Here is a 25,309-nt window from a genome sequence, read left to right as displayed (position 1 = left end):
CGGAGCCAGGGCGTCAGGCGCCGGGCAGCCGGTCACGACCGCGGGACCGCTGGGTGTCTCAGGCTCCTGGCGATCCGGCCCGGGCGGGATGCAGCGGGCCGAGGCCGGTCATGATCTGGCCCTTGTCGTAGCCCTCGGTGGCGGGAGGGAAGGGGGGCGGGGCGTCGCGCAGTTGCTTCCACAGGGGGTTCAGGCCGAGGGTGCCCTGTTCACGGGTGGTGGCCACGAGGTTGAGGTCGAGGTGGAAGGTGAGGAACTCCTCGCCTGCGCCGCCCTGGGCCAGCACGCGACCTTCGGGGTCGGTGGCGATGCTGCGCCCGGTGCCGAAGAGGCCGCCGATGTTCGGGTTGAGAACGTACACCTGGTTGGTGATCGCGTTGGCGCGAGCGAGAATGAGTTCCTGTTCGCGGTCGGAGGTGCGGGTGTAGGTGGGCTGGATGATGACCTCGGCGCCCATCCAGGCGAGGGTGCGGGAGATCTCCGGCACCCAGCCGTCGTAGCAGATCGCCAGGCCGAAGCGGCCTACCTGGGGGATGTCGAAGGTGACATAGGTGTCGCCGGGCACGGAGGTCTCGTACGGCATCCAGGGGAAGATCTTGCGGTACGAGGCCACCACTTCACCCTGCGGGGAGATGGCGACGGCCGTGTTGTGGACGCCCTTGGCCGACCGCTCCGAGATGCTGCCGGGGACGATCCACAGCCCGGTGTCGGCCGCGAGTCGGCACACCGCGTCGGTGGTGGGGCCCGGGATCGGTTCGGCGAGGCGGTCGAGGTAGCCGGCCGGGTGGCGGGCGTCGAAGCTGCCGAAGGCGCTCAGGTACAGCTCGGGGAAGACCACCAGGTCGATGGACGGGGAGAGGGCTTTGAGGGAGCGCACCTCGCGGCTGAACTTCGCGAATGTCGCCTGGGGGTCGCCGGTTACGGGTGCGACCTGGGCGAGGGCGACGCCGAGGATTCGGCTCACTGGGCGGCTCCTTGTGCGGTGGCGGCGGTGACGGGTGTGCCGGACGGGGAGTCCGGTGGGTGGAGCCCGGGGACGGCGTCGAGCAGCCTGCGGGTGTAGGTGTGCTGGGGGGAGTCCAGGACCTGGGCGGTGGGCCCGGTCTCGACGAGTTCGCCGTGCAGCATGACGCTGACCCGGTCGGCGATGTGCCGGACCACGCCCAGGTCGTGGGTGATGAGAAGGAAGGCGAGGTCGCTGTGCTCGCGCAGGTCGAGCAGCAGGTTGAGGATCTGGGCCTGGACGGAGACGTCGAGGGCGGAGGTGGGTTCGTCGAGCACCAGCAGCGAGGGCCCGACGGCGAGGGCGCGTGCGATGGCGACGCGCTGGCACTGACCGCCGGAGAGCTGGTGGGGGTAGCGGGTGAGGACGGTCGCGGGAAGGCCGACGCGGGCGAGTTCCACGATGGCGTCGGTCACGGGCCGGTCGGCTTCGCGCAGTGGTTCGGCGATGAGTTGCCGGACGGTCATCCGGGGGTTGAGGGCGGCGTAGGGGTTCTGGAAGACGATCTGTACCTGGTGGCGCAGCCGCCGCAGCTCCTTGCGGCGCAGCCCGGTGAGCGGGCGGCCCGCGATGTGGACGGTGCCGGAGGTGGGCTGGATCAGACCGAGCACGCAGCGGGCGAGGGTGGTCTTGCCCGAGCCTGACTCGCCTACCAGCGCGTGTACTTCGCCTGCGGTGATGGTGAGGTCGACGCCGGCGACGGCGGTGTGCGAGCCGAAGGTCTTGACGAGTTGCTGTACGTCGAGGATCACGCGGGGACTCCCTTCGGCTGGGTGAGGTGGCAGGCGCTGGCCCGCGCTCCGGCGGCGTGCAGAGGCGGCGGGGTGGCGCATGCCTCGGTGGTGTGGGCACAGCGGTCGGCGAAGGGGCAGCCGGTGAGCAGGTCGGGGCGGTCCGGCACGCTGCCGGGGATGGCGGGCAGTGCTTTGCCGGGGGTGGCCCGGTCGGGGAGGGCGGCGAGCAGGGCGCGGGTGTAGGGGTGGTCCGGGGTGTCCAGTACGTCGGCCACCGGGCCTGATTCGACGACCTGACCGGCGTAGAGCACGTACATCCGGGTGCACAGTTCGCGGACCTCGCCCAGATTGTGGGTGATGTAGAGGACTCCGAAGCCGTGCTCGGCCTGCAGACGGCGCAGCAGGGAGCGGATCTCCTTGGCCACGGTGACGTCCAGGGCGGTGGTCGGTTCGTCGGCGATGAGCAGATCGGGCCGGCACAGCAGAGCGGCGGCGATCATGACGCGCTGCAGCATGCCGCCGGAGAGCTGATGGGGGTAGGAGCGCGTGACGCGCTCGGCGTCCAGGCCCACTTCCGTCAGTGCGATGCTCACCTGCTCGGCCGCTTCGGTCCGGGTGCCGCCCTGGTGCAGGCGTACCAGCCGGGCGAGTTGGCGGCCGAGCGGGGTGACGGGATCGAAGGATGTGGCGGGGTTCTGGAAGACCATGGCCACTCTCCGGCCGCGGACCTCGTGGAAGCCCGCGGCCCGCAGGTCCTGGCCCTGGAGCCGGATGGCGCCGGAGGTCTTGGCTCCGGCGGGGAGCATGCCAAGGACGCTGAGGGCGGTCAGGGACTTGCCGCAGCCGCTCTCGCCGACCACCCCCACGACCTCGCCCGCGCGCACGTGGAGGGAGACCTCGCGTACGACGGCGGCGTCGCCGAGGGTGACGCGCAGCCGGGAGATCTCCAGCAGGGGGGCCGCCTGGCCGGCTGCGCGCTGCTCGCCCAGGCCTGGCGTGGTCTCGTCCTGAGTGGTGGGCAGGGGGCTCGCCGCGTCGGTGGCCTTCCCCTCCTGCCGGCGCCGCAACAGAGCGGCGGCCTGCCCGGCCAGTGTGCGCAGGCCGCGTCGTGCGGCGGCGGAGCGGGATTCCGTGCGCGGGTCGAACACGTCACGCAGAGCGTCGCCGAGGAGGTTGAAGGCCAGCACGGTGAGGAGGATCGCCAGGCCCGGGAAGAGCGCCGCCCACCAGTGGGTCTGGAGGTCGGCGCGGGCCTCGGCCACCATCAGGCCCCAGTCCGCCTGCGGCGGGCGGGTGCCCAGGCCGAGGAAGGCCAGTGATCCGGCGGCCAGGATCACCGTGCCGATGTCGACGGTGGCCTGGACCAGGATCGGTGAGACGGTGTTGCGCAGAATATGCCGGACCATGACGACTCGGTCCTTGAGCCCCAGGGCGCGCGCTCCCTCGACGAACGGCCGCTCACGCATGGATGCGGTGAGGCCCTGGACCAGCCGGGTGTACCAGGGCCACCAGGCGATCGCCAGCGCGAGGGCGGCGTGCTCCAGGCCGGGGCCGAGGGTGGCGACGATGGCCATGGCGAGCAGCAGTGGCGGGAAGGCCAGGAACATGTCGCACAGCCGCATGATCGCCTCGCTTACGCGCCCGCCGCGGAAGCCTGCGATCAGCCCCAGCGGGACGCCCACCAGCACGGCGAGCCCGACCACAAGGAGCGGTACGGTCAGCGCCGGCCGGGCCCCGTAGATGATGCGGCTGAGCACGTCGCGGCCCAGGTTGTCGGTGCCGAGCAGGTGGTCGGCACCGGGAGGCAGGTGGCGGGCGGCGACCTCGGCCGCTCCGGCGCCCTGCTCGGGATGCGGGGCCAGCCAGGGGCTGAGCAGGGCGGCGGCCACCAGGGCCGCGAGCAGCACCAGGCCGAACACGGCGAGTGGGTCGCGCAGCAGGGCGGTGAAGCGGGCGCTGCGCCGCGGGATGGTCTGGCTGTGGCTCATGCCGGCCTCACTCGCGGGTCGAGGCGCGCGTGGACGAGGTCCACCGCGAGGTTGACGAGGACGTAGGCGATGGCGCCGATGAGTGTGACGCCCATGACCGCCGGGTAGTCCAGGCTCAGCAGGCCGGAGGCGGCGTACTGGCCGAGGCCCGGCCAGTCGAAGACCACTTCGACGAAGAACGCGCCGGTCAGGGCGTAGGCGGCGGTCAGGCCGAGCACGGTGACGGTGGGTGGGAGGGCGTTGCGCAGGGCGACGCGCCAGACGAGGGTGCGTTCGGGGACGCCGTAGGCGCGGCCGACGCGGATGTGGTCCTGCTGGAGCGCCTCCAGCATGCTGGTGCGGGTCATACGGGCCACGACGCCGAGCGGGTAGGCGGCCAGTGTGAGGGCCGGCAGGATCAGGTGCGCCGAGGCGCTGGCCAGCGCCGCACCGTTGCCGGTGAGGAGCGCGTCCACCGTGTTCAGTCCGGTGATCGAGTGGATCGGCGCGGTGAACTCCAGGTCGCTGTCAATGCGTCCGGTGGGCGGCAGCAGTCCCAGGCGGCCGAAGACCAGCAGCTGGAGCAGCAGCCCGAGCCAGAAGGCGGGCACCGATACGCCCGCGATGGACAGCAGCCGCACCGCCTGGTCGATCAGCCTGCCGGGCCGCACCGCGGCTATGCAGCCGAGCGTGATGCCCAGCACCAGCGCCACCGCCATGGCGGCGCCGACGAGTTCGAGGGTGGCGGGCAGCCGGTCGCCGAGCTCGCCGAGGACCGGCTGCTTGGTGGCGATGGAGGTGCCCCAGTCCCCGGTCAGCACATTGCGCAGATACGACAGGTACTGCACCGGCAGCGGCTGGTCGAGGCCGAGGACGTGTGTCACCCGTTCGACCTCCTCGGGCGTCGCCTTGGCACCGACGTAGGTGAGGGCGGGGTTGGAGGGGATCACCCGGGCAAGGACGAAGGTGATCGCGCTGACCCCGAGCAGGACGAGCAGGGAGCCGCGCAGCCGGCGCAGCAGGAAGCGCGGCATCAGCTGGCTCCGCGGCGCAGCTGGTGGAAGGGGATGGAGAAGGAGTAGTTCGGGTTGCAGGCGAAGCCCTTGACCTCGCTGTTCATCACGACGGGGGTGCGCATGTCGTAGAGGAACGCGCCGGGGGCCTGCTCCAGCAGCCGACGCTGCGCCTTGCCGTACAGCTCGGCGGCCTTGTCCTGGTCGGTGGCGGTGTGGGTGCCGGCCTCGTCGACGAGCTTGTCGTACGTGGCGTCCTTCCAGTAACTGAGGTTGAAGAACGGCTCGTCGCTGCTGCGGAAGAGCGAGACCAGGTTGTCCGAGCCCGCGTCGGAATAGGTCGGCCAGTACATCAGCAGGAAGATGTCCTGCGCCTTGGCCGGGTCCGCCTTGGCCTTCTCCCACTGCTGGTTGAACAGGATCGGCTGCAGCTCGACCGACACACCGACCTTGGCGAAGGAGTCCTTGATCAGCGGGGCGTACTTGGCCTGCTGTGGGTTCTCCGCCGCATAGCTGAGGGTCAGCTTCAGGCCCTTGCCGCCCTCGTAGCCGGCCTCTGTGAGCAGCCGACGGGCGGCCTCCAGGTCGTACGGCGTCTGCGGCAGCTGCTCGTCGTGAGGGAAGGCGCCGGCCGGTACGGGGCCGCGAGCGCGGGCGCCGAAGCCTTCGGTGCCCACCTTGACGATGTCGTCGTACGGGATGGCCTGCGCCAGCGCCCGGCGTAGCTTCACGTTCTTCAGCGGGCCCTTGGTGGTGTTGAAGAAGGCCAGGTGGTTCTGGAAGGTGGGACACTCGGTGACGGTGTAGCGCTTGTCCGTCTTGAACTGGGCGACGTTCTCCAGTGGCAGCGAGGCGGCGTAGTCGACCTGGCCGGACTGGAGCATCTGCTGCTGCGCGGTCGGCTCGGCGGTGATCCTGGCGACGACCGTGCGGTAGCGCTCGCCCTTCCAGCCGCCCCAGTACTTGTCGTACGCCTTGAGGACGACCCTCTTCTTGGCCTGGTACTCCGAGACCCGGTACGGGCCGGTGCCTGCGTCAACGCCCTTGGCGAAGTAGTCCTCGCCCCTGGCCAGGGCCTTGGGGCTGACGATCCACGCCCCGTACATGGACGAGGCGATCATGTCGACCGGGGCGGCGCTCTTCAGCTTGAGCACGACCGTGTGCTCGTCCGGTGTCTCGATGGTGTCCAGCGCCGACCAGATGAAGGCTGCGCCGCCGTCCTTGGCGGAGGCTTCCAGGGACGCCTTGACCGCCGCGGCGTTCATCGGCTCGCCGTCGTGAAAGGTGACCCCCTCGCGCAGATGGAAAGTCCACGTCCTGGCGTCGGCGGAGGACGCCCAGCGCTCGGCGAGGGCGGGACGGAAGCGTTCCTTCGAGCCGGGCGGGTTCATCCACAGCAGCGGCTCGTAGACGTTGCTGAGGTAGTAGACCTCGGTGGAGAAGGACTTCACCGGATTCCAGGTCGTCACCTCGGCGGTGGTTGCCACATTGAGGATCTGCCCGGTGCCGCTGTCGGTGTCGCTGTCGGTACCGCTACAGGCGGACGCGAGCAGACAGCAGGTCACCAGAGCGGCGGCCTGTGTTCTTCGGGACGTGGCCATGAGTTCGCTCCTCGGGGAAGGCACATTCGCCGGCTGTTCGAAGTGAGACAACAATGGGCCCGGTGAGTTATAACCTCAAATACTTGATGGGGTTGACTTTCATGCCTGTGAGGCATGGTTAGGAGGTTCGCTGTGGAGCTGAGAGTGCTGCGCTACTTCCTGGCGGTCGTCGAGAGCGGCTCGGCGACCAGGGCGGCAGCGGAAGTCCATGTCGCCCAGCCCTCGCTCTCCCGCCAACTGCGCGGACTTGAGGCGTCCTTGGGAGTGACACTGTTCGACCGCACGGGCAAACGGATGGAACTCACGGCGGCCGGCCGGCGATTCCTGCCTCTCGCCCGGGACTTGGTAACCCGCGCCGACACCGCCCTCGCCGCCGCCAGCTCGCTGGCGTCCGGGCGGGCGATGCGGATCACCGTGGCGGCCCCCGCCACCACCATCACCGATGTGATCGCCCCGTTCCTGGCCACCTGGGGTCCAGAGGACCCCCTGGTCACGGTGCAGGCGGAGAACCCGGTACGCGCCTACCAGGCCCTCACCCGGGGTGCCGACGTGGCGATCTCCTCAGCCCCGCCACGCAGCCGCTACGCCGGGCTGCCCGTAGCCCGGCTGCCGCTGTGGGCCTACGTCCCGCCCTCACACCCCTGGGCAGGCCGGGACCGGATCACCATCCAGGAGTTGACCGGTGAGCCGCTGATCGTCCTCACCCTCGCGCACGGCACCCGCCGCATCCTGGACCAGGCGGTACAGGACGCGGGCAGTTCCCTCGACATCGTCCTGGAGTGCGACACTCCGCAGGTCGCCCAGGCGATGACCGCCTCCGGTCACGGCATCGCCGTCGTCTCCGACGACCCCCGCTTCGGGCTGCACCCGCTGCTGATCCTCGACCAGCACGGGGAGCCCCTGCAGATCCGGCTGCACGCGGCCTGGGACGCCGGCCACTACGCGCTGCGCACGATCGAGTCCTTCGCCGTCGGCCTGGCCCGCTTCTGCGTCGAGCAGTACGGGCCGCAGGCAGCGGAGAGCTGAACCTGCTGGAACCGGGCCGGTCTGGTGCGAAAGCCGTTCAGGGGTCGTAGCCGACTCGGAACGGTGTCTGGTCCGGCCGGCCCCGCGACAGGAGACACAGCCGGGCCGGAACGCGGCGCACTGTTCGCAGACCCATCGCTCGACCTGATCCACTGATTCCGGCACGCGCTCGTTCGCGGTGTCGAGCAGGTAGGTGCGTCATCGCCGGTCGTCGGCGCTCCATCCCGTCCAGCGGTGCCGGGCCGTACGGGGCCGGCCTCGTCGATGACGGCGTCGGTCCGCATCGGGAATCCTCCGCCTGCTTGCCCTGCCAGGCGGCCCAGCAGAGGAGGGCATCAACCACCGGAACGTCCCCCGCGACCCTCGCACGGTGAGCCTGCTCAGGCGGTCGACTCCCCGGTCCTGGTACTCCAGCACACGACGCACCCGCCTCTCGGTCATGCGGTTGCGCCACCGGCGACCGGCGCCTTCCGGTACACCGGGCTCGTCGAAGACATGCACGGCGAGCCGCCCCAGCCGCTCGCCGCCGCCGTGGGCGAGCGTGCTCTTGCCCGGACAGCTGGACCCGGCGACTCGAGCAGCATCGGACCTGGGGGGCAGGTCAGCTGTGGCGTTCTCGGCACGTTCACGCAGACCTGGCTTCTCGTCTATCGACCCCAGCGATGCGGTGCACTCCGCCGGAGAACCTGCCCCGATGCTTTTGAGACACCGTGGCCAGTCCTGACAGGCATTGGACAGCTCTCGCTGGGCGCACCCACCATGCCGCAACAACAGACCCCGCCCGGAAGAGGGACATCCATGACCTCCAGACCGCCCACCCGCCGCCCACGCGGTATGCGATGTCTTGCGACGGCCACGGCACTGCTCACTGTGCTGCTCGCCGGCGTGTTCACGGCTCCATCCCCCGCGCTCGCCGAAAGCGCGGCCCCCGTGCCGGGCGACCCGCTGACCGGCAGCGGCGCCGTGCCCCGTACGGTCCTCACCGCGGCTCAGCTCTCCAGCGCCACCCCCACCGACACCGTCGTGGACAGCGCCTTCGCCCTGCCCGCCGAGGCGGCCCCGCCCGCACACACCTTCGAAGGCACTCTGACCCTCAACGGCACCGCCACGGCCGGCGGCTACCGCAAGCTGAAGGACCCCTACTTCTACTCCAGCACCGAGGCCACCAAACACCTCCCCCCGTTCAGCGCCACCCTCGTACAGAACGGCAGCCACCTCATCCCCACCGTGCGCGGGCTGCGCTACACCGGGAACACCGCCTGGAACCTCGCCGTGGGAGCGGGCCGGGCCTGGCAGGAGGACGGCGACGGCGGCCGCACGCGCGCCGCGCTGCCCTTCGCACTGGTCGAACGGAACGCCAACTGCGTGCACAACGGGGTGCTCTCCTTCCTCTTCGACGCATCCTCCATCTCCCAGGTCCGCTACCAGGTCACCGCGGAAACCTGCGCCTACCTCCAGTTCGACATGTGGGGCCAGGTGGGCGCCACCTACCAGCCGGGCACCGTCACCGGCGGCGAAGCCGCCCGCGACGCCTACGCGGCCGAGGTCGCCGGCCGGCTGCCCACCAAGCCCATCGCGCAGCTCGCCACCGACCACCCCGGCGCTGGCGTGGACACCTCGAAGTTCGGCGCGGGGATCACCCCCACCGCGCTGAGCACCTACGGCTTCTACTTCGACGGTGTGAACTACGTCGGCGGCTGCCAGACCAGGCAGGGCCAGTACCCGTTCTGCGGGCAGATGCTGCTGCCCTCCTACTCCACCGCCAAGTCCGCCTTCGCCGGCACCGCCCTGCTCCGGCTCGCCCAGCGCTACGGCACCGGTGTCGCGGACCAGCGCCTGACCGACCTGATACCGGAAGCCGCCGGGAAGAGCGCCTGGTCGAATGTCACCGTCGACCACGCCCTGGACATGACCACCGGCAACTACACCTCGGCGGGCTTCGAGGTCGACGAGGCGGGCGGCACCATGACCGACTTCTTCCTCGCCGAGCCCTACGCCACCAAGATGGACAAGGCGCTGTCCTTCCGTCGCAAGGTCACCCCGGGCAGCAAGTGGGTCTACCACACCTCCGACACCTTCCTGGCAGCCCGCGCCATGAACAACTACCTGCAGAACCGTGCCGGTTCCGGCGCGGACCTGTTCCACATGCTCCGCGACGAGGTCCTCACCCCGATCGGCATCAGCCCGGACGCCCGCGTCTCCTCCCGTACGGACAACAGCGCGGACGGCGTCCCCTTCGGCGGGTACGGGATGTTCTGGACCAAGGACGATGTCGCCAAGTTCGCCAAGTTCCTGAACAACGATGCCGGCGCGGTGGCCGGCACCCAGGTGCTGCACCCGGGCCTGCTGGCCGACTCCATGCAGCAGAACCCGTCAGAACGCGGCGCCACCACCACGGGCAGCGCACCGATGCGCTACCAGAACGGCTTCTGGGGCCAGGAGTTCACGGCCGCGGACAACCCCGCCTTCACCCAGCCGTTCCACGTACCGTTCATGTCCGGATACGGAGGCATCACCATCGCGATGATGCCCAACGGCTCCACGTACTACTACTTCAGCGACAACCACGAATTCTCCTGGAACGCGGCAGTGTCCGAGTCCAACAAGCTCGCCCCCATGGCCTCCGACGGCGGCGGAGGCGTCGGCACACCGGCACAACTGCTCGGCAACCCGGGCTTCGAAACCGGCACCCCGACACCGTGGACCGCCTCGCCGGGAGTCGTGGACAACCGCACCTCCTCCTACCCGGCTCACGCCGACAGCTGGAAGGCATGGCTCAACGGCTTCGGCCGCGCCAGGACCGAGACGCTGGCCCAGACCGTGACCATCCCCGCCAACTGTACGACCGCGACCCTGACCTTCCACCTGCGCATCGACACCGCCGAGACCCAGCCGACCGCCTCTGACACGCTTCGGCTCGACGCCGTCAAGGACGGCACCGCCACTCGCCTCGCGAACTGGAGCAACCTCGACGAGACCGGGGACTACCAGTCACACACGTTCGACCTCACGCCGTATCGCGGCACATCGGTCACGCTGCGATTCACTGGCGCGGAGGACAACCGTCTGCAGAGTTCCTTCCTGATCGACGACGCCACTGTCCGCGTGTACTGACTGAACACATCCGGTCAAGGGGCGGACGCCGGGCTCGGACCAGCGGCGACGACAGCGCCGGGGAGTCAGAACCAGGGACCTGGCCGCGGGTGCCTTCTTGCGGCGCTGTCGCCGGATGCGTACGGCGCCGGTGCGTCACCGAGCTGGTCGCGCTGCGCGGCCTGAACTCCGGTCCTGGCCGCGAAGACCCGCATAGGGGGCGGCGAGCGGGGCGCCTGTGCCACTACGACGACCTGTAGACCGAGGAACGCCGGCTCGGTGAGTGCGACCTGGCAGTCCGAGCAGCGCCCCAGTCTCTCCCCCGAGGCTGGGGCGCCTCTACGTGGGCACACAGTCGAGCCGCCGCAAGAGCGGCGCGACATCTGGTGACCGAGGACGCAGCGGGTCAGGAACTCAAGGCCATCCAGCAGCTGACCGATGGATGACGCCGATCCGTTCCTCGTGCTCGTCACCGGGAACGCCGCGGGGCCGCCGCCGTTGCCCCGTCCGCGGCCGGGACGCCGGCCGGGCCGGGCCGGGCAGACGGCATCGTCCACCGATCCGGACGAGCGGATCCGGCAGTTGGAGGCTCGGGTGGCCGCGCTCCAGGCGAGTGAGCAAAAGCCGGCGACCGAGCGGGACATACTCCGCAGGGCGGCCAAGTTCTTCCGCCGGGGAGACCAAGTGGTTGAGTCGCTTCCAGTTCGTCGCCGGCCACCGGGACGCCTGCGGTGTGCAGCGGCTTCGCGAGTCCTGGACCTGAACCGGTCCCGCTCCTACAAGTGGCTCTCCGGCAGCGCGAGGGCGTCCCGGCAGAGCGAGGACCGGCTCCTGGCCGAGCGGATCCGCGAAGTCCACGGCGAGTCCGCGGCGCCCACGGCTCCCCACGGGTGACCGCCGAGCTCGGCGAGAAGGGCCTGCGGGTCAACGAGAAGCGGGTCGCCGCGTCATGCGGACGTTCTCCGTCACCGGCATCCGCCCGCGTAGATGCCTCCGCACCACCGGCGCGGACCCGGCAGCCTCACAGGTTCCGGACCTGTTCCAGCGGGACCTCACCGTCACCGAGCCGGGGCGACATACATGGACGACATCCCGTATCTCCCGCTCGCGGGCGGGGAGTTCCTCCGTCTGGCGACCGTTCTGGAGTGCCTCAGCCGCAGGGTCGTCGTCGGCTGGTCCCTCGCCGGTCACATGCGCACCCGCCTGGTCGCCGACTCACCGCAGACGGCGGCGCCTCGACCCGTGGCGGGCTGCCGGTACCGTCGGCATCTGGTCGATCGCGGTGCCCGGGTATCGGTCCTGCGGACCTATGTCCCGGAATCCAGGACGTAGAGGTCCAGCTCCTCCACGCAGGGGTTCTCCTGCGTCTGCTGGAACTGATGGTGAATGTGCCGGCAGGCGTACGCATGCTGTGCCGAGCCGCGGATTCGCCCGGCCTCGCCGCTGACGAGAAGGCCGCTGTTCGGGTACTCGCGCAAGAGTCGGCCCGGCATGCTTTCAGCTCGGCATGCGCCGTAGGAGTCAGCGGCGACCAGGAGGTTGACACCGAGTCCGACGGCGCGGCGCAGGCCATCGAGGAAGCGCCCGTAGTCCGTCTCTGACTCAGTGCCCTGTGACAGTCCGACGGCTCCGCAGTTGACGCCGAGCGGGTGGGCGAGGAGCCGTCGGCCGAGACGGCGTCGCGTGAGGTCGCGAGCGGTCATCGACGAGGGCCTGCCGGAAGGGTGAGTACGGCGATGACGATCTTTCCGTCCTCGGTCTCCTCGACCGACCAGGCACTGGCGAGGCTGTCCACGATGAACAGGCCGCGCCCGCTTGCAGCCACCGTCCCTTCTTCGACAGATGAGTTCGAAGGTCGGACAGGGACGGCAGCGATGTCGGACCCGCGGTCGACGACGCCCAATGCCGCACCGAACTCGTAGACCTCAACCCTTATGAGGACCGCACCGCTGCTGTGCTGGATGGCGTTGGCGATGAGCTCGCTGGCCACCAGCATGGCGTCGAAGAGCTGATCCTCCGTCTTGCCGTCCAGGACGTCGGCCAGGACGGTACGGGCGGCGCGCTGCGGAGTGTCGAGTCCGTCGAGCACCACATCACGGTGGATCAACAGGTCTCCGAGGCTCCGGTCATCCACCAGTTCAGCAGTTGTCGTGGGCATCTTCGTCTCCTCGCGTCGGGACCGGAGCTACGCGGTGACTCCGTCCGTGGCCGCGGTGTCGTCGTCGAAGGTCATCTCCGGTGCGGGTCGGCGGAAGCCCTTGGTCAGGACGGCCAGGTAGACGACGCCGATCGCCAGCCAGACGCCGCCGATCTTGAGTGCGGCGTCATCGAGCCTCGTGAGCAGGTAGAGGGAGACGCCGACGCCGATGGCCGGCATCACCAGGTACGAGAAGAGGTTGGGGGTGCGGCCGTGCCGGCGCTCTCGGACCAGGTGGGCGATCACGCAGACGTTCACCACGGCGAAGCCGAGGAAGGCGCCGAAGTTGATGAATGAGGCGGCTGTGGTCAGGTCGAGTCTCACGGCGATGACACCGGCGGCCGCGGTCAGCAGCAGGTTCAGGACGGGCGTGCAGGTCTTTCCCGACAGGTTGCCGAAGACGGCCTTGGGCAGTACACCGTCGCGTCCCATCACGTACATGAGGCGGGCGGCGGAGGCTTGCAGGGCGATACAGGAGGCGATGGATCCGGCGATGGTGACGAAGTTGATGATCTCGGCGTACGTCTCGCCGCCGACCTGGACCTTCAGGTGGTAGGCGGCCGCGTCGACGTCGGCGAACTCCGCGCCGGGATGAACCAGTTGCATAACAAAGGACAGCACGATGAAGATCGCTCCGGCGGCGATGACGCAGCCGATGATGCCGCGGCCGATCGTCCTCGCCCCGCCCCTGGCCTCCTCGCCCAGCGTGGAGACGGCGTCGAAGCCGAGGAAGGAGTAAGCGGCGATAGCAGCGGCCGCAGTGACCGCGCCGATGGATGTGCCGGAGTTCCACAGAGCGTCCGAGGCGGGGGCGGACGAGCCGTGCTCGCCGAGGAAGACGACACACAGGGTGGCGAAGAGGGCCAGCGACCCCAGAGCAATGAACATCAGGACCTTGTTGACGCGGTCCGCGAGCTTCATACCGAAGACGTTGATGCCGGTGGTGATGCCCACCGAGACGATCAGCCAGACCCACTTGGGTATCTGAGGGAACTGGGCGTGGAAGTAGATCGCCGTGATCAGCCAGCCGACCATCGGGATGAAGAAGTAGTCGAGCAGCATCGCCCAGCCGGACAGGAAACCGATGCGGCTGTCGAGCATCTTGCGGGCGTAGGTGTAGACCGACCCCGAGCCGGGCACGGCGCGCGCCATCTTCGCGTAACTCAGCCCGGTGAGCAGCATCGCGAGGGTGGCGACGGCGAACGCGGTCGGGGCCACGCCGCCGCTGGAGGCGGCGACCACGCCGAAGACCGTGACGACGATGCCAGGGGAGATGTAGGCCAGGCCGAACAGGACGACGGAGAAGAGGCTCAGGTCGCCCTTCAGTCTCATGCTGTTCCCAGTTGTCGCGCTGTTCATCGTGGTGGCTCCTCGGCGATGTGGGCGGCGTTCCAGATGGCGGGGTCGATGCGGCCCCCGTACAGCGGGAGCTCGAGGGCTGGGTCGCCGGGGCGGAATTGGCCCCAGATCCGGTTGAGACCGGCGGTGCCGTAGCGGCGGACGTTGCTGACCTCGTCGAGGTCGATGACGTCGGTGAGGGTGGAGTCGCCGGCATCGACGGTTTCGGCGCGCACCGTGCCCTGTGGATCGATGACGAGGCTGCGGCCGATCCCGGAGGGGGCAGCGGAATTGACGCTGGCGACGAAGACCTGATTGGTGATGGCGTTGGCGCGGTTGAGGACGAGTTCCTGCGCGCGGTCGCTCGTCGACGTGCGGACGACGTTGACGATCAGCTCCGCGCCCATCCAGGCCAGATGGCGGGAGATCTCCGGGAACCAGGCGTCGTAGCAGATGGACAGTCCGATGCGGCCGACCCCGGCGAGGTCGACGACCTCGAACCGGTTGCCGGGCGCGGTCGTCTCGTACGGACGCCACGGGCAGATCTTGCGGTACGCGGCGAGGCGCTCACCCTGTGGTGAATAGACCGGTGTCGTGTTGTGGACGCGGTCGCCGGTGCCTCGCTCGTAGACGCTGCCGGGTACCAGCCAGATGCCCAGATCCCCCGCGAGCTCGGCGAAGGCCACATCGCGTTTGCCGTCGAGCGGCTCAGCCCCCTCCTCCGGGTCGGCCGGGACGCCGGGGGCGCTCTCGCCGAGGTGCAGTTCGGGGTAGACGACGAGGGCGCCGCGTGCGTGCAGTTTCACGCGCCGCTCCACGTCGCTGGCAAAGCCTGCGAGGTCGTCGGCCGGGCGGCCGGGCGCCTGGGCGAGGATCAAGGGCAGGGGGCGGGCCATGCGGAAACACCAGCCAATCGAAGGGAGCTTTTCACCCGGAGAAGTCGACGGAGATTGGGGCGCCGATAACCAAGAATTCCGGTGAAACAAGAATGCGCCCAGTCAGCCATAGCCTCAAATACTTGGAAGGGTTGATTATCATGCCTTTGAGGCATGCAGGCCCTCGCCCCCTTCGCCTCCCGAGGGACCACCACCATGGAAGTCCGACTGGCGCGCTGCTTCCCGACCATCGTGGAGACCGGTCCCGTCACCAGGGCTGCCGGGGGCGGTCCGCGCCGCCCAGCCCTCGCTGCCACGCCAACTGCGCAGCCTGGAAAGGTCCTTGGGGATGACGCTCTTCGACCGCGGCGGCAGGCAGATGGTCCTGACGGCGGCCGACCGGCGCTTCCTTCCCCCGGCCCGACCCGGCCGCCCGCGCGGACACCGCCGAGGCCGCGGCCGGTGCGCTGCTTGCCGGTCGTGCGCCAAGCGGATCACCGTGGCGGCGCCGCACACCACCCTCACCCACGCGACCACGCCGTTCCTGGCCATCTGGGCGCCGAATGCATTCGCCTCACCGTATCGGCAGGTAACGACTAGATTTCAGGGTGTAATCGGTAACGATCTCGGCGCACACCTTGCGTCACGACTCGTAACCCCTAGCCTCCGTGCATGGCATTTCTTTCAAGTCGCCGCAGACGGGCACGTCTCGCCCCGGAGCTCGACGACGCTGCCCTCAGTCGGCTGCTGAAGTCCCTCCAGGCGACGGCAGGTGGGGGCGCGATCGGGACGACGGACCTGTACATGGCCCAGGTATCCCGCTTCCTGGACCAGAGCCGGGCCGACTGGGACCGCCGCGCCCACCGGCTCTCCGTGCTGGCGTACCACCTGTCCGAATCGCACGGGCCCCGTGCCTGGGCCGCTCGTGAGCCGCGCAACGCGAGGGCGCTCGTCCTCTCCGCATGGGCGCAGCTCGAACGCGGACGCTCCCGCGGGCGCCTGGAGGACGCGGCCGACATCGCCGACAGCTGTCTGCGCGCCGCCGAACTGGCGCCGGAGGACCCCACTCCCTGGGTGGTCCTGCTGGATCTGTCACGGCTGGAGCGCCGCAGTCAGCCGGAGGTGTTCGGTCTGTGGAACGAGGTACTGACCCGCGACCGCTGGAACCGCGAGGCGTACCTGAGCATGCTGCGCTATCTGGGGCCGGAGGAGATGGGCTCGCGCATGCAGGTTCTCGACTTCGTCGACGCGGTCCGCGCCCGCACACCCACTGACGCGCCCTGCGCGGCCACCGAACTCACCGCCCAGGTTCTGCAGTACCACTCCGTCCTCACCCTGGGCGGAGTCGAGGCGCTGATGGCACGCAACCACTGGTCCCACGCATCGGCCGCCCAGGCCCTCGACCGTGCGGCGCACACCTGGGCCCAGCCCGGCTTCTTCCACCACGCGGCGGCCCTCGCGGACCTGAACCTGCTGGCTTACGCGCTGACGGCCGCCGAGCGGCGCGGCGAGGCCCGTCCGGTCTTCGAGGCGATCAACGGTACGGTCGCGGCCTGGCCCTGGAGCGTCGGAGGCGACCCGGTGTCCGAGTTCGAGAAGGCGCGGATCAGGAGCGGGACCGGCGTGTGAGTTGCGGGGAGCCCCACCCCTCGGCAAGGCGGGCCGGACAGCTCTTGACGGCAGAGCAACGTGGGAGGGGGCCGGGCAGCTGCCCGGCCCCCTCCCACGAGTCGCCAGCGGGGGACGTCAACCGCGGATGATGTTCCCGGCGTCGGGGGTCCTTCTGGCCATGGGTGACGTCGAACATGACGGAAGCTGCGCAAGCAGCTGCGGCGCCTGCCCTGGAAGCAGATTCCGCTGCAGGCACGCACCTCCGGGGCCGGACACGGCCGCCGCGAGGTCCGCCGTCTTGAAGGTCTGCACCGTGCACGTAACCGCCATGCTCCGATTCACAGCGAGAACGCATTGCCCTGCGTACGCAGGCGATCAGCTCATCTCGCTGGCTGAGAACGCATCAGCTCTGGGTCTTCACCCAGTCTTGAATGATCGCTGCTTTGGCCTTTTTGATCTGCGCGTCTGTGGGAAACTCGGGCGTGCCCTCAACAGTCGGCAGCTTTGATGCGGCGACCTTATCGAGGGTGCCGTTCTTCTCCATAACGTCCATCAGCACCGGGCGAGCGTAACCGTCGAGCCGGAGGTTCTGGCCCTCGGGACTGAGGAGCCACTCCAGCCACAGGCGCGCGGCCGCTGGGTGCGGGGCGTCCTTATTGATTCCCTGCGCATAGTACTGGGCGAAGCTGCCGTCGAAGGGGATGGAGACCTGCCATTTCACGCCCTTACTGCGCAGCTCGTCGGTGTAGGTCAGATTTGCGAAATCGAAGCCGATTGAGATGGGTGTCTGACCGTTTTCGATCGTGGCTACGGATTGCGGGATAGAATTAACGTTACCCACTTTCTTGAGCTTGGCGAAGAAGTCAAGACCGGGGTTGATGTCGTCGAACGAGCCGTTGTTCGCGAGGGCCGCTGCGTAAACAGTGGCGAACCCGGGAACCCATCTGGTGGGGTCGGTGACCGAGACTTTACCTTTGTACCGAGGCTTCAGCAGATCGGCGAAAGTCTGGGGACACTCCTCGACGCGGGTGGCGTCGCAGCCGATGGAGATGTAGCCGCCATAGCTGTTAGACCAGCGGGCATTCGGGTCCTTCTGGTTATTCGGGATCACGTTGTACGCGGCGACCCTGTACGGAGCTAGTAGCTGCTGACGAGCTGCCGCCCGCATGGACGCGTCATCGGCTCCGATCACGTCGAGGGCGTTGGCCTGCCCTTTCCGGCTCTTCACACCGTTAATCTGGTCCGAGACTGTAGCCCACCACGGGTTCTCGACCCTCACATTGATCCCGTATTTCTTCTCGAAGCGATCGACCAGAGCTCCGTAGCCGGCCCAGTCGCGTGGGAGCCCCATCAGATTGAGCTTGCCCTCCTGTTTAGCGGCGGCGATCAGTGCGTCCATGCCGCCTACGTCCGCAGCGGATGTGGCTACCGATGGCTTCTTGGGCGTGCCGGTGGGGCTCGGGTCACAGGAAGTCAGGGCCAGTGCCGAGAGGGCAAGGCAGGCGAAGAGAGCGATTGCTCGGGCATGCATTGCGGTCACGGGCGCTCCAGGGGGGAGCGAGGGGCGGGAATGAATTGATAATCGGTATCATTAAGGAACAGGTCTTCACTCGGGTCGTCTCGTGTGTCCCGTCGCTGTGAGTGACGTATTGTGTCGACGCAGCGAATGCGGAAATCCTGGAAACCAGAGTAACTCGGCCGCCTCTCAGGCGGGGTTCCCCGATCGACGTCGTCTGAGGCCACGCCAGGATCCCTCCCGGCTGGGGCAGCGCTGTCACAGTCGGCTGGTCGGCCAAAATCGTCTTTCTGGTGGGCGCTAACGGTGTCGTACGCGACTGAGGTTGGGGCAAGTGTTGGCCGGTCCTTTTCAGACAGGCATCGCGTTGAACTCTCCCCTGGTCGCTCCGTCGAGGAACGCCGCGATCTCCGAACGTGTGAACATGAGAGCCTGTCCGCTGGGGAACCGGGAATTGCGCATCGCGATCTCATCTTCACCGAGCCGGGCAAGTTCGACGCAGTCGTTCAATGCATCGCTCGCGCTCGCCTTCACCCACCGAACTCCCGTCATCTCGTTGGCCGCCGCACCGTTGTGGAACCTGTTCATGCCGCACCTGCTTTCTGTGTTTGACCAGCAGAGACGTCTGTCGCCCCGCCGGCCTGAACGATCGCTGGAGGGCACCATGATCACGCACCGGCGGATGTCTCCCTGGCCGAAGAGTTCTTCGAGTGCTGCGATGGTGAGCACGGTCTTGCCGGTGCCCATGGAGTACGCGACGAGGATGCGCCGGTCAGACAGGACGCGGTCGACGGCCTCGTGTCCTGACCCCGTGGCGGAAGCCGCGGGCCGTCCACGACCCCGGCAAGATACTCGCGGACCTCGCACTGGCGGTCGCACTCGGCGGGGACTGCCTCGCCGACCGTGCACTGCTGCGGTCCGAGCCGGCCGTGTTCGGGCCAGTCGCCTCCGACCCAACGGTCTCCCCTCTGATCGACACCCTTGCCGCCTCGGGCGAGAAGGCGCTGACCGCCGTCCGCGTCGCACGTTCCGAAGTCCGCCGACGAGTCTGGGAGTTGGCCGGCAACCGGGCTCCACACCGCACATAATGCGCACGGGCAAAACCGCAGGTCAGGAGCCCTTTACGGCCGGTTCGAGGATGGCGACACACTCCACGTGATGCGTCATCGGAAACAGATCGAACGCCCGAAGCATCCGCACCCGGTACCCGCCCTCCCGGAAATACGCGATGTCACGCGCCAGCGCGGCCGGGTCGCATGCCACGTACGCGATGCGGCGGGCGCCGAGTTCCGCGAGCTGGGCGACCGTCTTGCGGCCGGCTCCCGCGCGGGGCGGGTCCAGGACGATGAGGTCGACGTCGGTGATCCCGGTGCGGGGCAGGATCGCGTCGACCTTGCCCTGCTCGACGCGGACGCGCGGGAAGTCGGCCAGGTTGTGGCGGGCGTCCTCCACCGCGCGCTTGCCGGACTCGATGCCGAGGACCGCGCCCTTCTCGCCGACGCGGTCGGCGAGGGCGCCGGCGAAGAGGCCCACGCCGCAGTACAGGTCGAGGCACATGTCGCCCTTGCGCGGCAGCAGGCCCTGCATGACCGCCGTCACCAGGGTGTCGGCGGCCTTCGGGTGGACCTGCCAGAAGCCGCCGCTGCCGACCCGGTGGGTGCGGCCGTCCGCGCGCTCGCGGACGAAGGGGCGCCCGTGGACGCGGTGGATGCCGCCGTCCTTCTCGTCGACCCGCATCACGGAGACCGGCTTGTCCAGCTCGACCAGGGGCAGACGGCCGCCCGGCCGTGGCGTGAGGATCACCTGGCGGTCCTGGGAGCCCGTGGCCGCGATGGCCTCCACCGTCTCCATGCCGATCCAGTCGCGCTGCTCCACGCCCAGCTCGCTGACTCCCTCGGCGGCGATCATGCAGTGGTCGATGGGCTCGACCTCGTGCGAACGGTGGCGGCGCAGACCCGCGTTGCCATCGGCGTCCACGGCGTACTGCACCCGCGTGCGCCACTGCGGCACCTGCCCGGCGGGCAGCTTGTCGCCCTCGGCCGGCATCACCGTGCCGTCCCAGCCGACCTCCTCCGGGGTGAGGCCCGCGAGCCGCTGGAGCTGCTCGGCGATCACCTCGCCCTTGAAGCGGCGCTGAGCGCCCGGCTTGGCGTGCTGCCAGTCGCAGCCTCCGCAGCGGCCGGGACCGGCGTAGGGGCAGGGCGCCTCGACCCGGTCCTTGGACGCCGACAGCACCTCGACCGCGTCCGCGCGCAGGAAGCGGTCGCCCTCCTCGCCCTCGGTCACCCGGGCGACGACCCGCTCGCCGGGCAGCGCGTGCCGTACGAACAGCACCTGTCCCTCGGACGTACGGGCGATGCAGTGCCCGCCGTGCGCGACGGGTCCCACCTCGACTTCGTACGCCTCGCCCACCAGCGACTTCTTCGGTTCTGCCTGCATGGCGGGTGACTCCAGATCGGGAAAGGTACGGCGGGACGGCGGCAGCCCGCTGACCCGGGACAACAGCCCACCAGTTTACGTCGTCCGGAGCGGCGTCCGAGCCGCCCCGGAACCCCTCATTCCTTGCCGGTCGGCTCCTTGGGCCGCTCCTGCGCGGGACCCCTGCGCACCGAGCCCGGCGCGCTCCACTCCGACCGCTTGCGGGCGCGCTGCTTGGCCGCCTCGGAGGACTCGAGCTGGTAGGGGACGGAGGTGACCATGATGCCGGGTGTGAAGAGCAGCCGGCCCTTCAGACGCAGGGCGCTCTGGTTGTGCAGCAGGTGCTCGTACCAGTGGCCGACGACGTACTCCGGGATGATCACGGACACGGCGTCCCGCGGCGACTCCCGGCGCAGGCTCTTGACGTACTCGATGACCGGCCGGGTGATCTCGCGGTACGGCGAGTCGAGGACCTTCAGCGGTACGTCGATGCCGCGCCGCTCCCACTCCTCGCGCAACGCCTTGGTCTCGTTGGAGTCGACGTTGACGGTGAGCGCCTCCAGGGTGTCGGAGCGCATCAGCTTGGCGTAGGCGAGGGCGCGCAGGGCGGGGCGGTGGATCTTGGAGATCAGGACCACGGAGTGGACGCGGGAGGGCCGGACGCTGTCGTCGCTCGGGCCCTCGGGGGCCGCGAGCTCCCGGGAGACGTGGTCGTAGTGACGGCGGATCGCCGTCATCGTGACGTAGAAGATCACCATGCCGAGCAGGGCGACCCAGGCGCCGTGGCTGAATTTGGTGAGCAGGACGACGATCAGCACCAGGCCGGTGAAGAAGGCGCCGAAGGTGTTGATCGCGCGGGAGCGGATCATGTGGCGGCGCTTGGCGAGGTCCTGCTCGGTGGCCAGGTGTCGGTTCCAGTGCCGGACCATGCCGATCTGGCTGAGCGTGAAGGAGACGAACACGCCGACGATGTAGAGCTGGATCAGTCGCGTGGAGTCCGCGCCGTAGATCCACACCAGCAGCACGGCCGCGCCGGCGAGCAGCACGATGCCGTTGGAGAAGGCGAGCCGGTCGCCGCGGGTGTGCAGCTGGCGGGGCAGATAGCGGTCCTGGGCGAGGATCGAGCCGAGCACCGGGAAACCGTTGTAGGCGGTGTTGGCCGCCAGGAACAGCACCAGGGCGGTGGCGGCCGCGAGCACGATGAAGAAGAAGCTGCCCTTGCCGAAGACGGCCTCGGCGACCTGGGTGATCACCGGGTTCTGGACGTAGTCGGCGCCGACCGCGACACCGTTGTGGATCAGGTCCACGGCCGGGTTCTCGGCCATACGGACGTTGGAGGCCATGGCGAGGCCGATGATGCCGCAGAACATGGTGACGGCCAGCAGCCCCATCGCGGCCAGCGTGCTCGCGGCGTTCTTCGACTTGGGCTTGCGGAAGGCGGGGACGCCGTTGGAGATGGCCTCCACGCCGGTGAGCGCGGCACAGCCGGAGGAGAAGGCGCGCAGCAGCAGGAAGACGAGGGCGAAGCCGGCCAGGCCCTGGTGCTCGGGCTTGATCTCGTAGTCGGCGGTCGGCGCCCGGAGGGTGTCGTCCAGCACCAGGCCGCGGAACGCGCCCCAGGCGATCATGATGAAGACACCGGCGACGAACACGTAGGTCGGGATCGCGAAGAACGAGCCGGACTCCTTCACCCCGCGCAGGTTCATCAGGGTCAGGAGCACGATCACGGCGATCGCGCAGAACACCTTGTGCTCGACGACGAACGGGACGGCGGAGCCGAGGTTCTCGATGCCGGAGGAGATGGAGACGGCGACGGTGAGGACGTAGTCGACGAGCAGGGCGCTGGCGACGGTGAGGCCGGCCTTGGGGCCGAGGTTGGTGGTGGCGACCTCGTAGTCGCCGCCGCCGCTGGGGTAGGCGTGGACGTTCTGCCGGTAGGAGGCGACCACCGTGAACATCAGCACGACGACCGCGAGGGCGATCCACGGGCTGTAGTGGTAGGCCGACACACCCGCGATGGACAGGACCAGCAGTACCTCTCCTGGTGCGTACGCCACGGAGGACAGCGGGTCGGATGCGAAGACGGGAAGGGCGATGCGCTTCGGCAGGAGCGTTTCTCCGAGCCGGTCACTGCGCAGTGCGCGCCCGATCAGAATTCGCTTGGGCACGTCGGTCAGTTTGGACACAACAGAACATCGTAAGGGTTCGAACAGCCGCCCGCCCACCGGCCCACCCGAACGGCCCGCGGCGCCCGTTTCATCACCCGTCCCGAACCGGCCGCGGCGCCTGTTCATCACCCGTCCCGAACCGCCCGCCCAACCCCAGGCAACACCCCGGGCAACACCGCGCCGAAAGCCCCTCCGTCCGGGCGACGCCTCGGCCGAAGCGCCCGTCCGTCCGGGCGACGCCGCCGTCGGACCACCCCTCCGCCCGGGGCCGCCCCCGCCCTCTGCCTCACGGGTGAAATCCGCCCCCCGTCCCGCAGGGCGTTCCCCCGCCGCGCCCACCCCTATGCCTATATGACAAACCCGCCCCTCCCCGCAGCCCAGGAGCCCCCATGTCCTCCGCCGCAGAACTGATCGGCGCGACCGCCGCGCTCGTCGCCCTCGCCGTCCTGACCCTCGCGAGCCTGCGCAGCATCAGCCGTCGCTGAGCTCGGGCGGCACCCCCGTGCACGGGGGTGCCGCCCGAGCACCGTGCGTGTGTAGCTTGGGCGGCGGTCTGAGACCCTGTTCAAGCCAAGTCAACAACTCGTGACACCGGAAGGACGGTCGTGCACATCGTCATCATGGGCTGCGGCAGAGTGGGTTCCGCTCTCGCGCAGACCCTGGAGCAACAGGGGCACACGGTCGCGGTGATCGACCAGGACCCCACGGCCTTCCGTCGCCTCGGCTCCTCTTTCGGCGGTCGCCGGGTCACCGGCGTCGGCTTCGACCAGGACACCCTGCGCGAGGCGGGCATCGAGGAGGCCGGCGCCTTCGCCGCCGTCTCCAGCGGTGACAACTCCAACATCATCGCCGCGCGCGTCGCCCGCGAGATGTTCGGCATCGAGAACGTCGCGGCCCGGATCTACGACCCCCGCCGCGCCGAGGTCTACCAGCGTCTGGGCATCCCGACCGTGGCCACCGTCCGGTGGACCGCGGACCAGATGCTGCGCCGGCTGCTGCCCTCCGGGTCCGAGCCCCTGTGGCGCGACCCCACCGGCGGCGTCCAGCTCGCCGAGGTGCACGCGTCGGCCGCCTGGGTCGGTCACAAGATCAGCCGCCTCCAGGAGGAGACGGGCGTGCGCGTGGCGTTTCTGACCCGGCTCGGCGAGGCGATGCTGCCCACGTCGCAGACGGTGCTCCAGGAGGGGGACCTGGTCCACGTGATGATGCGTGCCGACGAGGTCGAGAAGGTCGAGGCGTCGTTCGCCGAGGGTCCGAAGGAGGGCGGTCACTGATGAGGGTCGCCATTGCCGGTGCCGGCGCGGTCGGCCGGTCGATCGCCGGTGAGCTGCTGGAGAACGGCCACGAGGTCCTGCTGATCGACAAGGCGCCCACCGCCATCTCGGTCGAGCGCGTCCCGCAGGCCGAGTGGCTGCTCGCCGACGCCTGCGAGATCACGTCCCTGGACGAGGCCGCGCTCCAGCGCTGCAACGTCGTGATCGCCGCGACGGGCGACGACAAGGTGAATCTGGTCGTCTCCCTGCTGGCCAAGACGGAGTACGGCGTCCCGCGCGTCGTCGCCCGTGTCAACAACCCCAAGAACGAGTGGCTGTTCAACGAGTCCTGGGGTGTGGACGTGGCCGTCTCCACCCCGCGCCTGATGTCGGCCCTGGTGGAGGAGGCGGTGAGCGTCGGCGACCTGGTCCGGCTGCTGCGCTTCAGCCACGGCGACGCCAACCTCGTGGAGCTGACGCTGCCGGAGGAGTCGGCCCTGGCCGGCACCCAGGTCGGTGCCGTGGAGTGGCCCGAGGACACCTCCCTGGTCACCATCATCCGTGGCACGCGGGTGCTGACCCCGTCCAAGGACGACTCTCTGGAGGCGGGTGACGAGCTGCTGTTCGTGGCCGCGCAGGCGCGCGAGGAGCAGCTGGAGGACCTGCTGTCGGTGCGGCGCGACGACACCGACTGACGTCCCCCTACGACGATGAAGGGCGCCCCGGCCGCATGGCCGGGGCGCCCTTTCGTGGTACGGGAGGGGCGGTGTCTACTCGCCCGCGCGGGCCGCGGCCTCGCGCTCCTTCTCCGCCTCCTCGGCCGCCTCCATCTCGGCGAACACATCGATCGGCGCCGGCGCCTTCGCCAGGAAGACCCAGGTCAGCCATACGGCGAGCAGGAACGGCGGGATCTTCAGCGCGACCAGGACCCAGCCGAGCTGGGTGGTGTCGGCCCACCAGTACAGCGGGAAGAGGATCGCGCACTTGGCGAGCAGGATCAGGCCCCAGGCGTAGCTGGCCTTGGCGTAAGCCTTCTTGCGGCCGGGGTTGCGGGTGCGCCAGGAGAGGTTCTCCTTGAAGACCGGGCCGAGGATCAGGCCGATCAGCGGCACACCGCACAGGGTCGTGATGATGTAGGCCAGGGCGAGACCCAGCGTGTAGAGCATGCCGGGCAGATAGAAGTCCTTGGCGTTGCCGGTCATCATCGCGAAGACGACACCGAAGGCCACGCCGAAGACACCGCTGAAGGCGTGCTTGACGGTGTCCTTCATCACCAGGCGGACCACCACGAGGACCAGCGACACCGCGAGTGCGGCGATCGCGGACATGTGGAGGTCCTTGTTGATCGTGTAGATGGTGACGAAGAGAAGGCCGGGCACCACCGTCTCGACCATGCCCCGGACCCCGCCGAACGCCTCGAACAGCGCGGCTTCCGTCACCGCCCGGGCATCGTCCGCTTGAGTGTCCTGGGTCGGCTTGTCGAGCGACGTCACCGG

21 protein-coding genes and 1 pseudogene are annotated in these 25,309 nt (G+C 69.2%); 8 read left to right on the top strand and 14 right to left on the bottom strand.

Annotated features, from left to right (window positions below; all coding sequences use genetic code 11):
• Positions 1–58: 58 nt before the first annotated feature.
• From ABZZ79_RS19615 to ABZZ79_RS19595, 5 genes are read right to left on the bottom strand one after another with little or no spacing between them, the layout of a single operon-like run.
• Complete coding sequence (locus ABZZ79_RS19615; RefSeq protein WP_356690333.1) at positions 59–964, bottom strand: carbon-nitrogen hydrolase family protein; 906 nt, start codon at positions 962–964, stop codon at positions 59–61.
• A complete protein-coding gene (locus ABZZ79_RS19610; protein WP_356690331.1) occupies positions 961–1,755 on the bottom strand; it encodes an ABC transporter ATP-binding protein in 795 nt (264 codons plus the stop codon). The genes ABZZ79_RS19615 and ABZZ79_RS19610 overlap by 4 nt, the downstream gene beginning before the upstream one ends.
• A complete protein-coding gene (locus ABZZ79_RS19605; RefSeq protein WP_356690329.1) occupies positions 1,752–3,725 on the bottom strand; it encodes a dipeptide/oligopeptide/nickel ABC transporter permease/ATP-binding protein in 1,974 nt (657 codons plus the stop codon). The genes ABZZ79_RS19610 and ABZZ79_RS19605 overlap by 4 nt, the downstream gene beginning before the upstream one ends.
• Positions 3,722–4,738, bottom strand: a complete 1,017-nt coding sequence (locus ABZZ79_RS19600; protein ID WP_356690327.1) for an ABC transporter permease — start codon at positions 4,736–4,738, stop codon at positions 3,722–3,724. Before ABZZ79_RS19600 ends, ABZZ79_RS19605 begins: the two co-directional genes overlap by 4 nt.
• Positions 4,738–6,318, bottom strand: a complete 1,581-nt coding sequence (locus ABZZ79_RS19595) for an ABC transporter substrate-binding protein (RefSeq protein WP_356690325.1) — start codon at positions 6,316–6,318, stop codon at positions 4,738–4,740. Before ABZZ79_RS19595 ends, ABZZ79_RS19600 begins: the two co-directional genes overlap by 1 nt.
• Before the next feature lie 132 nt (positions 6,319–6,450).
• Between ABZZ79_RS19595 and ABZZ79_RS19590 the strand changes: the two genes are divergently transcribed.
• The 3 genes from ABZZ79_RS19590 (at position 6,451) to ABZZ79_RS19580 (ending at position 11,769) form a co-directional block, all read left to right on the top strand.
• On the top strand, positions 6,451–7,344 hold the full coding sequence (locus ABZZ79_RS19590; protein WP_356690323.1) for a LysR family transcriptional regulator: 894 nt from the start codon (positions 6,451–6,453) through the stop codon (positions 7,342–7,344).
• 798 nt (positions 7,345–8,142) lie between these two features.
• Entirely contained in the window at positions 8,143–10,458 is a 2,316-nt protein-coding gene (locus ABZZ79_RS19585) for a serine hydrolase domain-containing protein (protein WP_356690321.1), read from the top strand.
• Positions 10,459–11,517: 1,059 nt separating this feature from the next.
• Positions 11,518–11,769: a hypothetical protein gene (locus ABZZ79_RS19580; RefSeq protein ID WP_356690319.1), complete on the top strand. Its 252-nt coding sequence runs from the start codon at positions 11,518–11,520 to the stop codon at positions 11,767–11,769.
• On the opposite strand, the gene ABZZ79_RS19575 is transcribed toward ABZZ79_RS19580, so the two are convergent.
• From ABZZ79_RS19575 to ABZZ79_RS19560, 4 genes are read right to left on the bottom strand one after another with little or no spacing between them, the layout of a single operon-like run.
• Entirely contained in the window at positions 11,745–12,140 is a 396-nt protein-coding gene (locus ABZZ79_RS19575) for an aldo/keto reductase (RefSeq protein WP_356690317.1), read from the bottom strand. The genes ABZZ79_RS19580 and ABZZ79_RS19575 overlap by 25 nt on opposite strands.
• Complete coding sequence (locus ABZZ79_RS19570; protein WP_356690315.1) at positions 12,137–12,595, bottom strand: ATP-binding protein; 459 nt, start codon at positions 12,593–12,595, stop codon at positions 12,137–12,139. Before ABZZ79_RS19570 ends, ABZZ79_RS19575 begins: the two co-directional genes overlap by 4 nt.
• A gap of 27 nt (positions 12,596–12,622) precedes the next feature.
• Complete coding sequence (locus tag ABZZ79_RS19565) at positions 12,623–13,966, bottom strand: APC family permease (RefSeq protein ID WP_356690313.1); 1,344 nt, start codon at positions 13,964–13,966, stop codon at positions 12,623–12,625.
• A gap of 23 nt (positions 13,967–13,989) precedes the next feature.
• A complete protein-coding gene (locus tag ABZZ79_RS19560) occupies positions 13,990–14,868 on the bottom strand; it encodes a carbon-nitrogen hydrolase family protein (RefSeq protein WP_356690311.1) in 879 nt (292 codons plus the stop codon).
• A gap of 322 nt (positions 14,869–15,190) precedes the next feature.
• On the opposite strand from ABZZ79_RS19560, the gene ABZZ79_RS19555 reads away from it, so the two are divergent.
• The gene (locus ABZZ79_RS19555) at positions 15,191–15,598 is read left to right on the top strand and encodes a hypothetical protein (protein ID WP_356690309.1); all 408 of its coding nucleotides are present in this window, start codon (positions 15,191–15,193) and stop codon (positions 15,596–15,598) included.
• Positions 15,520–16,476: a hypothetical protein gene (locus ABZZ79_RS19550; RefSeq protein ID WP_356690307.1), complete on the top strand. Its 957-nt coding sequence runs from the start codon at positions 15,520–15,522 to the stop codon at positions 16,474–16,476. Before ABZZ79_RS19555 ends, ABZZ79_RS19550 begins: the two co-directional genes overlap by 79 nt.
• A gap of 385 nt (positions 16,477–16,861) precedes the next feature.
• Here the strand turns inward: ABZZ79_RS19550 and ABZZ79_RS19545 are convergent, their stop codons facing one another.
• Both ABZZ79_RS19545 and ABZZ79_RS19540 read right to left on the bottom strand, forming a co-directional pair.
• Positions 16,862–17,989 carry an extracellular solute-binding protein gene (locus tag ABZZ79_RS19545; protein ID WP_356690449.1) on the bottom strand — a complete coding sequence of 376 codons (1,128 nt, stop codon included), beginning with the start codon at positions 17,987–17,989 and terminating at the stop codon, positions 16,862–16,864.
• A gap of 336 nt (positions 17,990–18,325) precedes the next feature.
• On the bottom strand, positions 18,326–18,562 hold the full coding sequence (locus tag ABZZ79_RS19540; RefSeq protein ID WP_356690447.1) for a DUF397 domain-containing protein: 237 nt from the start codon (positions 18,560–18,562) through the stop codon (positions 18,326–18,328).
• Positions 18,563–18,783: 221 nt separating this feature from the next.
• Here ABZZ79_RS19540 and ABZZ79_RS19535 point away from each other — a divergent pair.
• A pseudogene (locus ABZZ79_RS19535) lies at positions 18,784–19,050 on the top strand (transposase); the annotation flags it as partial.
• A 34-nt stretch (positions 19,051–19,084) separates the two neighbouring features.
• Here the strand turns inward: ABZZ79_RS19535 and ABZZ79_RS19530 are convergent.
• Both ABZZ79_RS19530 and ABZZ79_RS19525 read right to left on the bottom strand, forming a co-directional pair.
• Positions 19,085–20,413: a TRAM domain-containing protein gene (locus ABZZ79_RS19530; RefSeq protein ID WP_356690305.1), complete on the bottom strand. Its 1,329-nt coding sequence runs from the start codon at positions 20,411–20,413 to the stop codon at positions 19,085–19,087.
• Between the two features lie 116 nt (positions 20,414–20,529).
• Positions 20,530–22,578 carry an APC family permease gene (locus ABZZ79_RS19525; protein WP_356690303.1) on the bottom strand — a complete coding sequence of 683 codons (2,049 nt, stop codon included), beginning with the start codon at positions 22,576–22,578 and terminating at the stop codon, positions 20,530–20,532.
• 587 nt (positions 22,579–23,165) lie between these two features.
• Here ABZZ79_RS19525 and ABZZ79_RS19520 point away from each other — a divergent pair.
• Together ABZZ79_RS19520 and ABZZ79_RS19515 are read left to right on the top strand one after the other, a co-directional pair.
• Positions 23,166–23,834, top strand: coding sequence for a TrkA family potassium uptake protein (locus ABZZ79_RS19520; protein ID WP_356690301.1), 669 nt, complete (start codon positions 23,166–23,168; stop codon positions 23,832–23,834).
• Complete coding sequence (locus tag ABZZ79_RS19515) at positions 23,834–24,508, top strand: TrkA family potassium uptake protein (RefSeq protein ID WP_356690299.1); 675 nt, start codon at positions 23,834–23,836, stop codon at positions 24,506–24,508. The genes ABZZ79_RS19520 and ABZZ79_RS19515 overlap by 1 nt, the downstream gene beginning before the upstream one ends.
• Before the next feature lie 75 nt (positions 24,509–24,583).
• Here ABZZ79_RS19515 and ABZZ79_RS19510 read toward each other — a convergent pair whose 3' ends face one another.
• Complete coding sequence (locus ABZZ79_RS19510; RefSeq protein ID WP_356690297.1) at positions 24,584–25,306, bottom strand: DUF3159 domain-containing protein; 723 nt, start codon at positions 25,304–25,306, stop codon at positions 24,584–24,586.
• Between the last annotated feature and the right edge of the window lie 3 nt (positions 25,307–25,309).

It is taken from the genome of Streptomyces sp. NPDC006458 (assembly GCF_040612135.1).
GTDB lineage: Bacteria > Actinomycetota > Actinomycetes > Streptomycetales > Streptomycetaceae > Streptomyces.
This window is presented reverse-complemented; position numbering and strand designations above follow the sequence as displayed.

Bases quoted from the DNA above. Each gene is read 5' to 3' on its own strand.
- ABZZ79_RS19600 (WP_356690327.1), bottom strand. From the start codon at position 4,738: ATGCCGCGCTTCCTGCTGCGCCGGCTGCGCGGCTCCCTGCTCGTCCTG.
- ABZZ79_RS19605 (WP_356690329.1), bottom strand. From the start codon at position 3,725: ATGAGCCACAGCCAGACCATCCCGCGGCGCAGCGCCCGCTTCACCGCC.
- ABZZ79_RS19580 (WP_356690319.1), top strand. From the start codon at position 11,518: ATGGACGACATCCCGTATCTCCCGCTCGCGGGCGGGGAGTTCCTCCGT.
- ABZZ79_RS19530 (WP_356690305.1), bottom strand. From the start codon at position 20,413: ATGCAGGCAGAACCGAAGAAGTCGCTGGTGGGCGAGGCGTACGAAGTC.
- ABZZ79_RS19595 (WP_356690325.1), bottom strand. From the start codon at position 6,318: ATGGCCACGTCCCGAAGAACACAGGCCGCCGCTCTGGTGACCTGCTGT.
- ABZZ79_RS19540 (WP_356690447.1), bottom strand. From the start codon at position 18,562: ATGAACAGGTTCCACAACGGTGCGGCGGCCAACGAGATGACGGGAGTT.
- ABZZ79_RS19585 (WP_356690321.1), top strand. From the start codon at position 8,143: ATGACCTCCAGACCGCCCACCCGCCGCCCACGCGGTATGCGATGTCTT.
- ABZZ79_RS19570 (WP_356690315.1), bottom strand. From the start codon at position 12,595: ATGCCCACGACAACTGCTGAACTGGTGGATGACCGGAGCCTCGGAGAC.
- ABZZ79_RS19575 (WP_356690317.1), bottom strand. From the start codon at position 12,140: ATGACCGCTCGCGACCTCACGCGACGCCGTCTCGGCCGACGGCTCCTC.
- ABZZ79_RS19565 (WP_356690313.1), bottom strand. From the start codon at position 13,966: ATGAGACTGAAGGGCGACCTGAGCCTCTTCTCCGTCGTCCTGTTCGGC.
- ABZZ79_RS19545 (WP_356690449.1), bottom strand. From the start codon at position 17,989: ATGCATGCCCGAGCAATCGCTCTCTTCGCCTGCCTTGCCCTCTCGGCA.
- ABZZ79_RS19515 (WP_356690299.1), top strand. From the start codon at position 23,834: ATGAGGGTCGCCATTGCCGGTGCCGGCGCGGTCGGCCGGTCGATCGCC.
- ABZZ79_RS19560 (WP_356690311.1), bottom strand. From the start codon at position 14,868: ATGGCCCGCCCCCTGCCCTTGATCCTCGCCCAGGCGCCCGGCCGCCCG.
- ABZZ79_RS19550 (WP_356690307.1), top strand. From the start codon at position 15,520: ATGGCATTTCTTTCAAGTCGCCGCAGACGGGCACGTCTCGCCCCGGAG.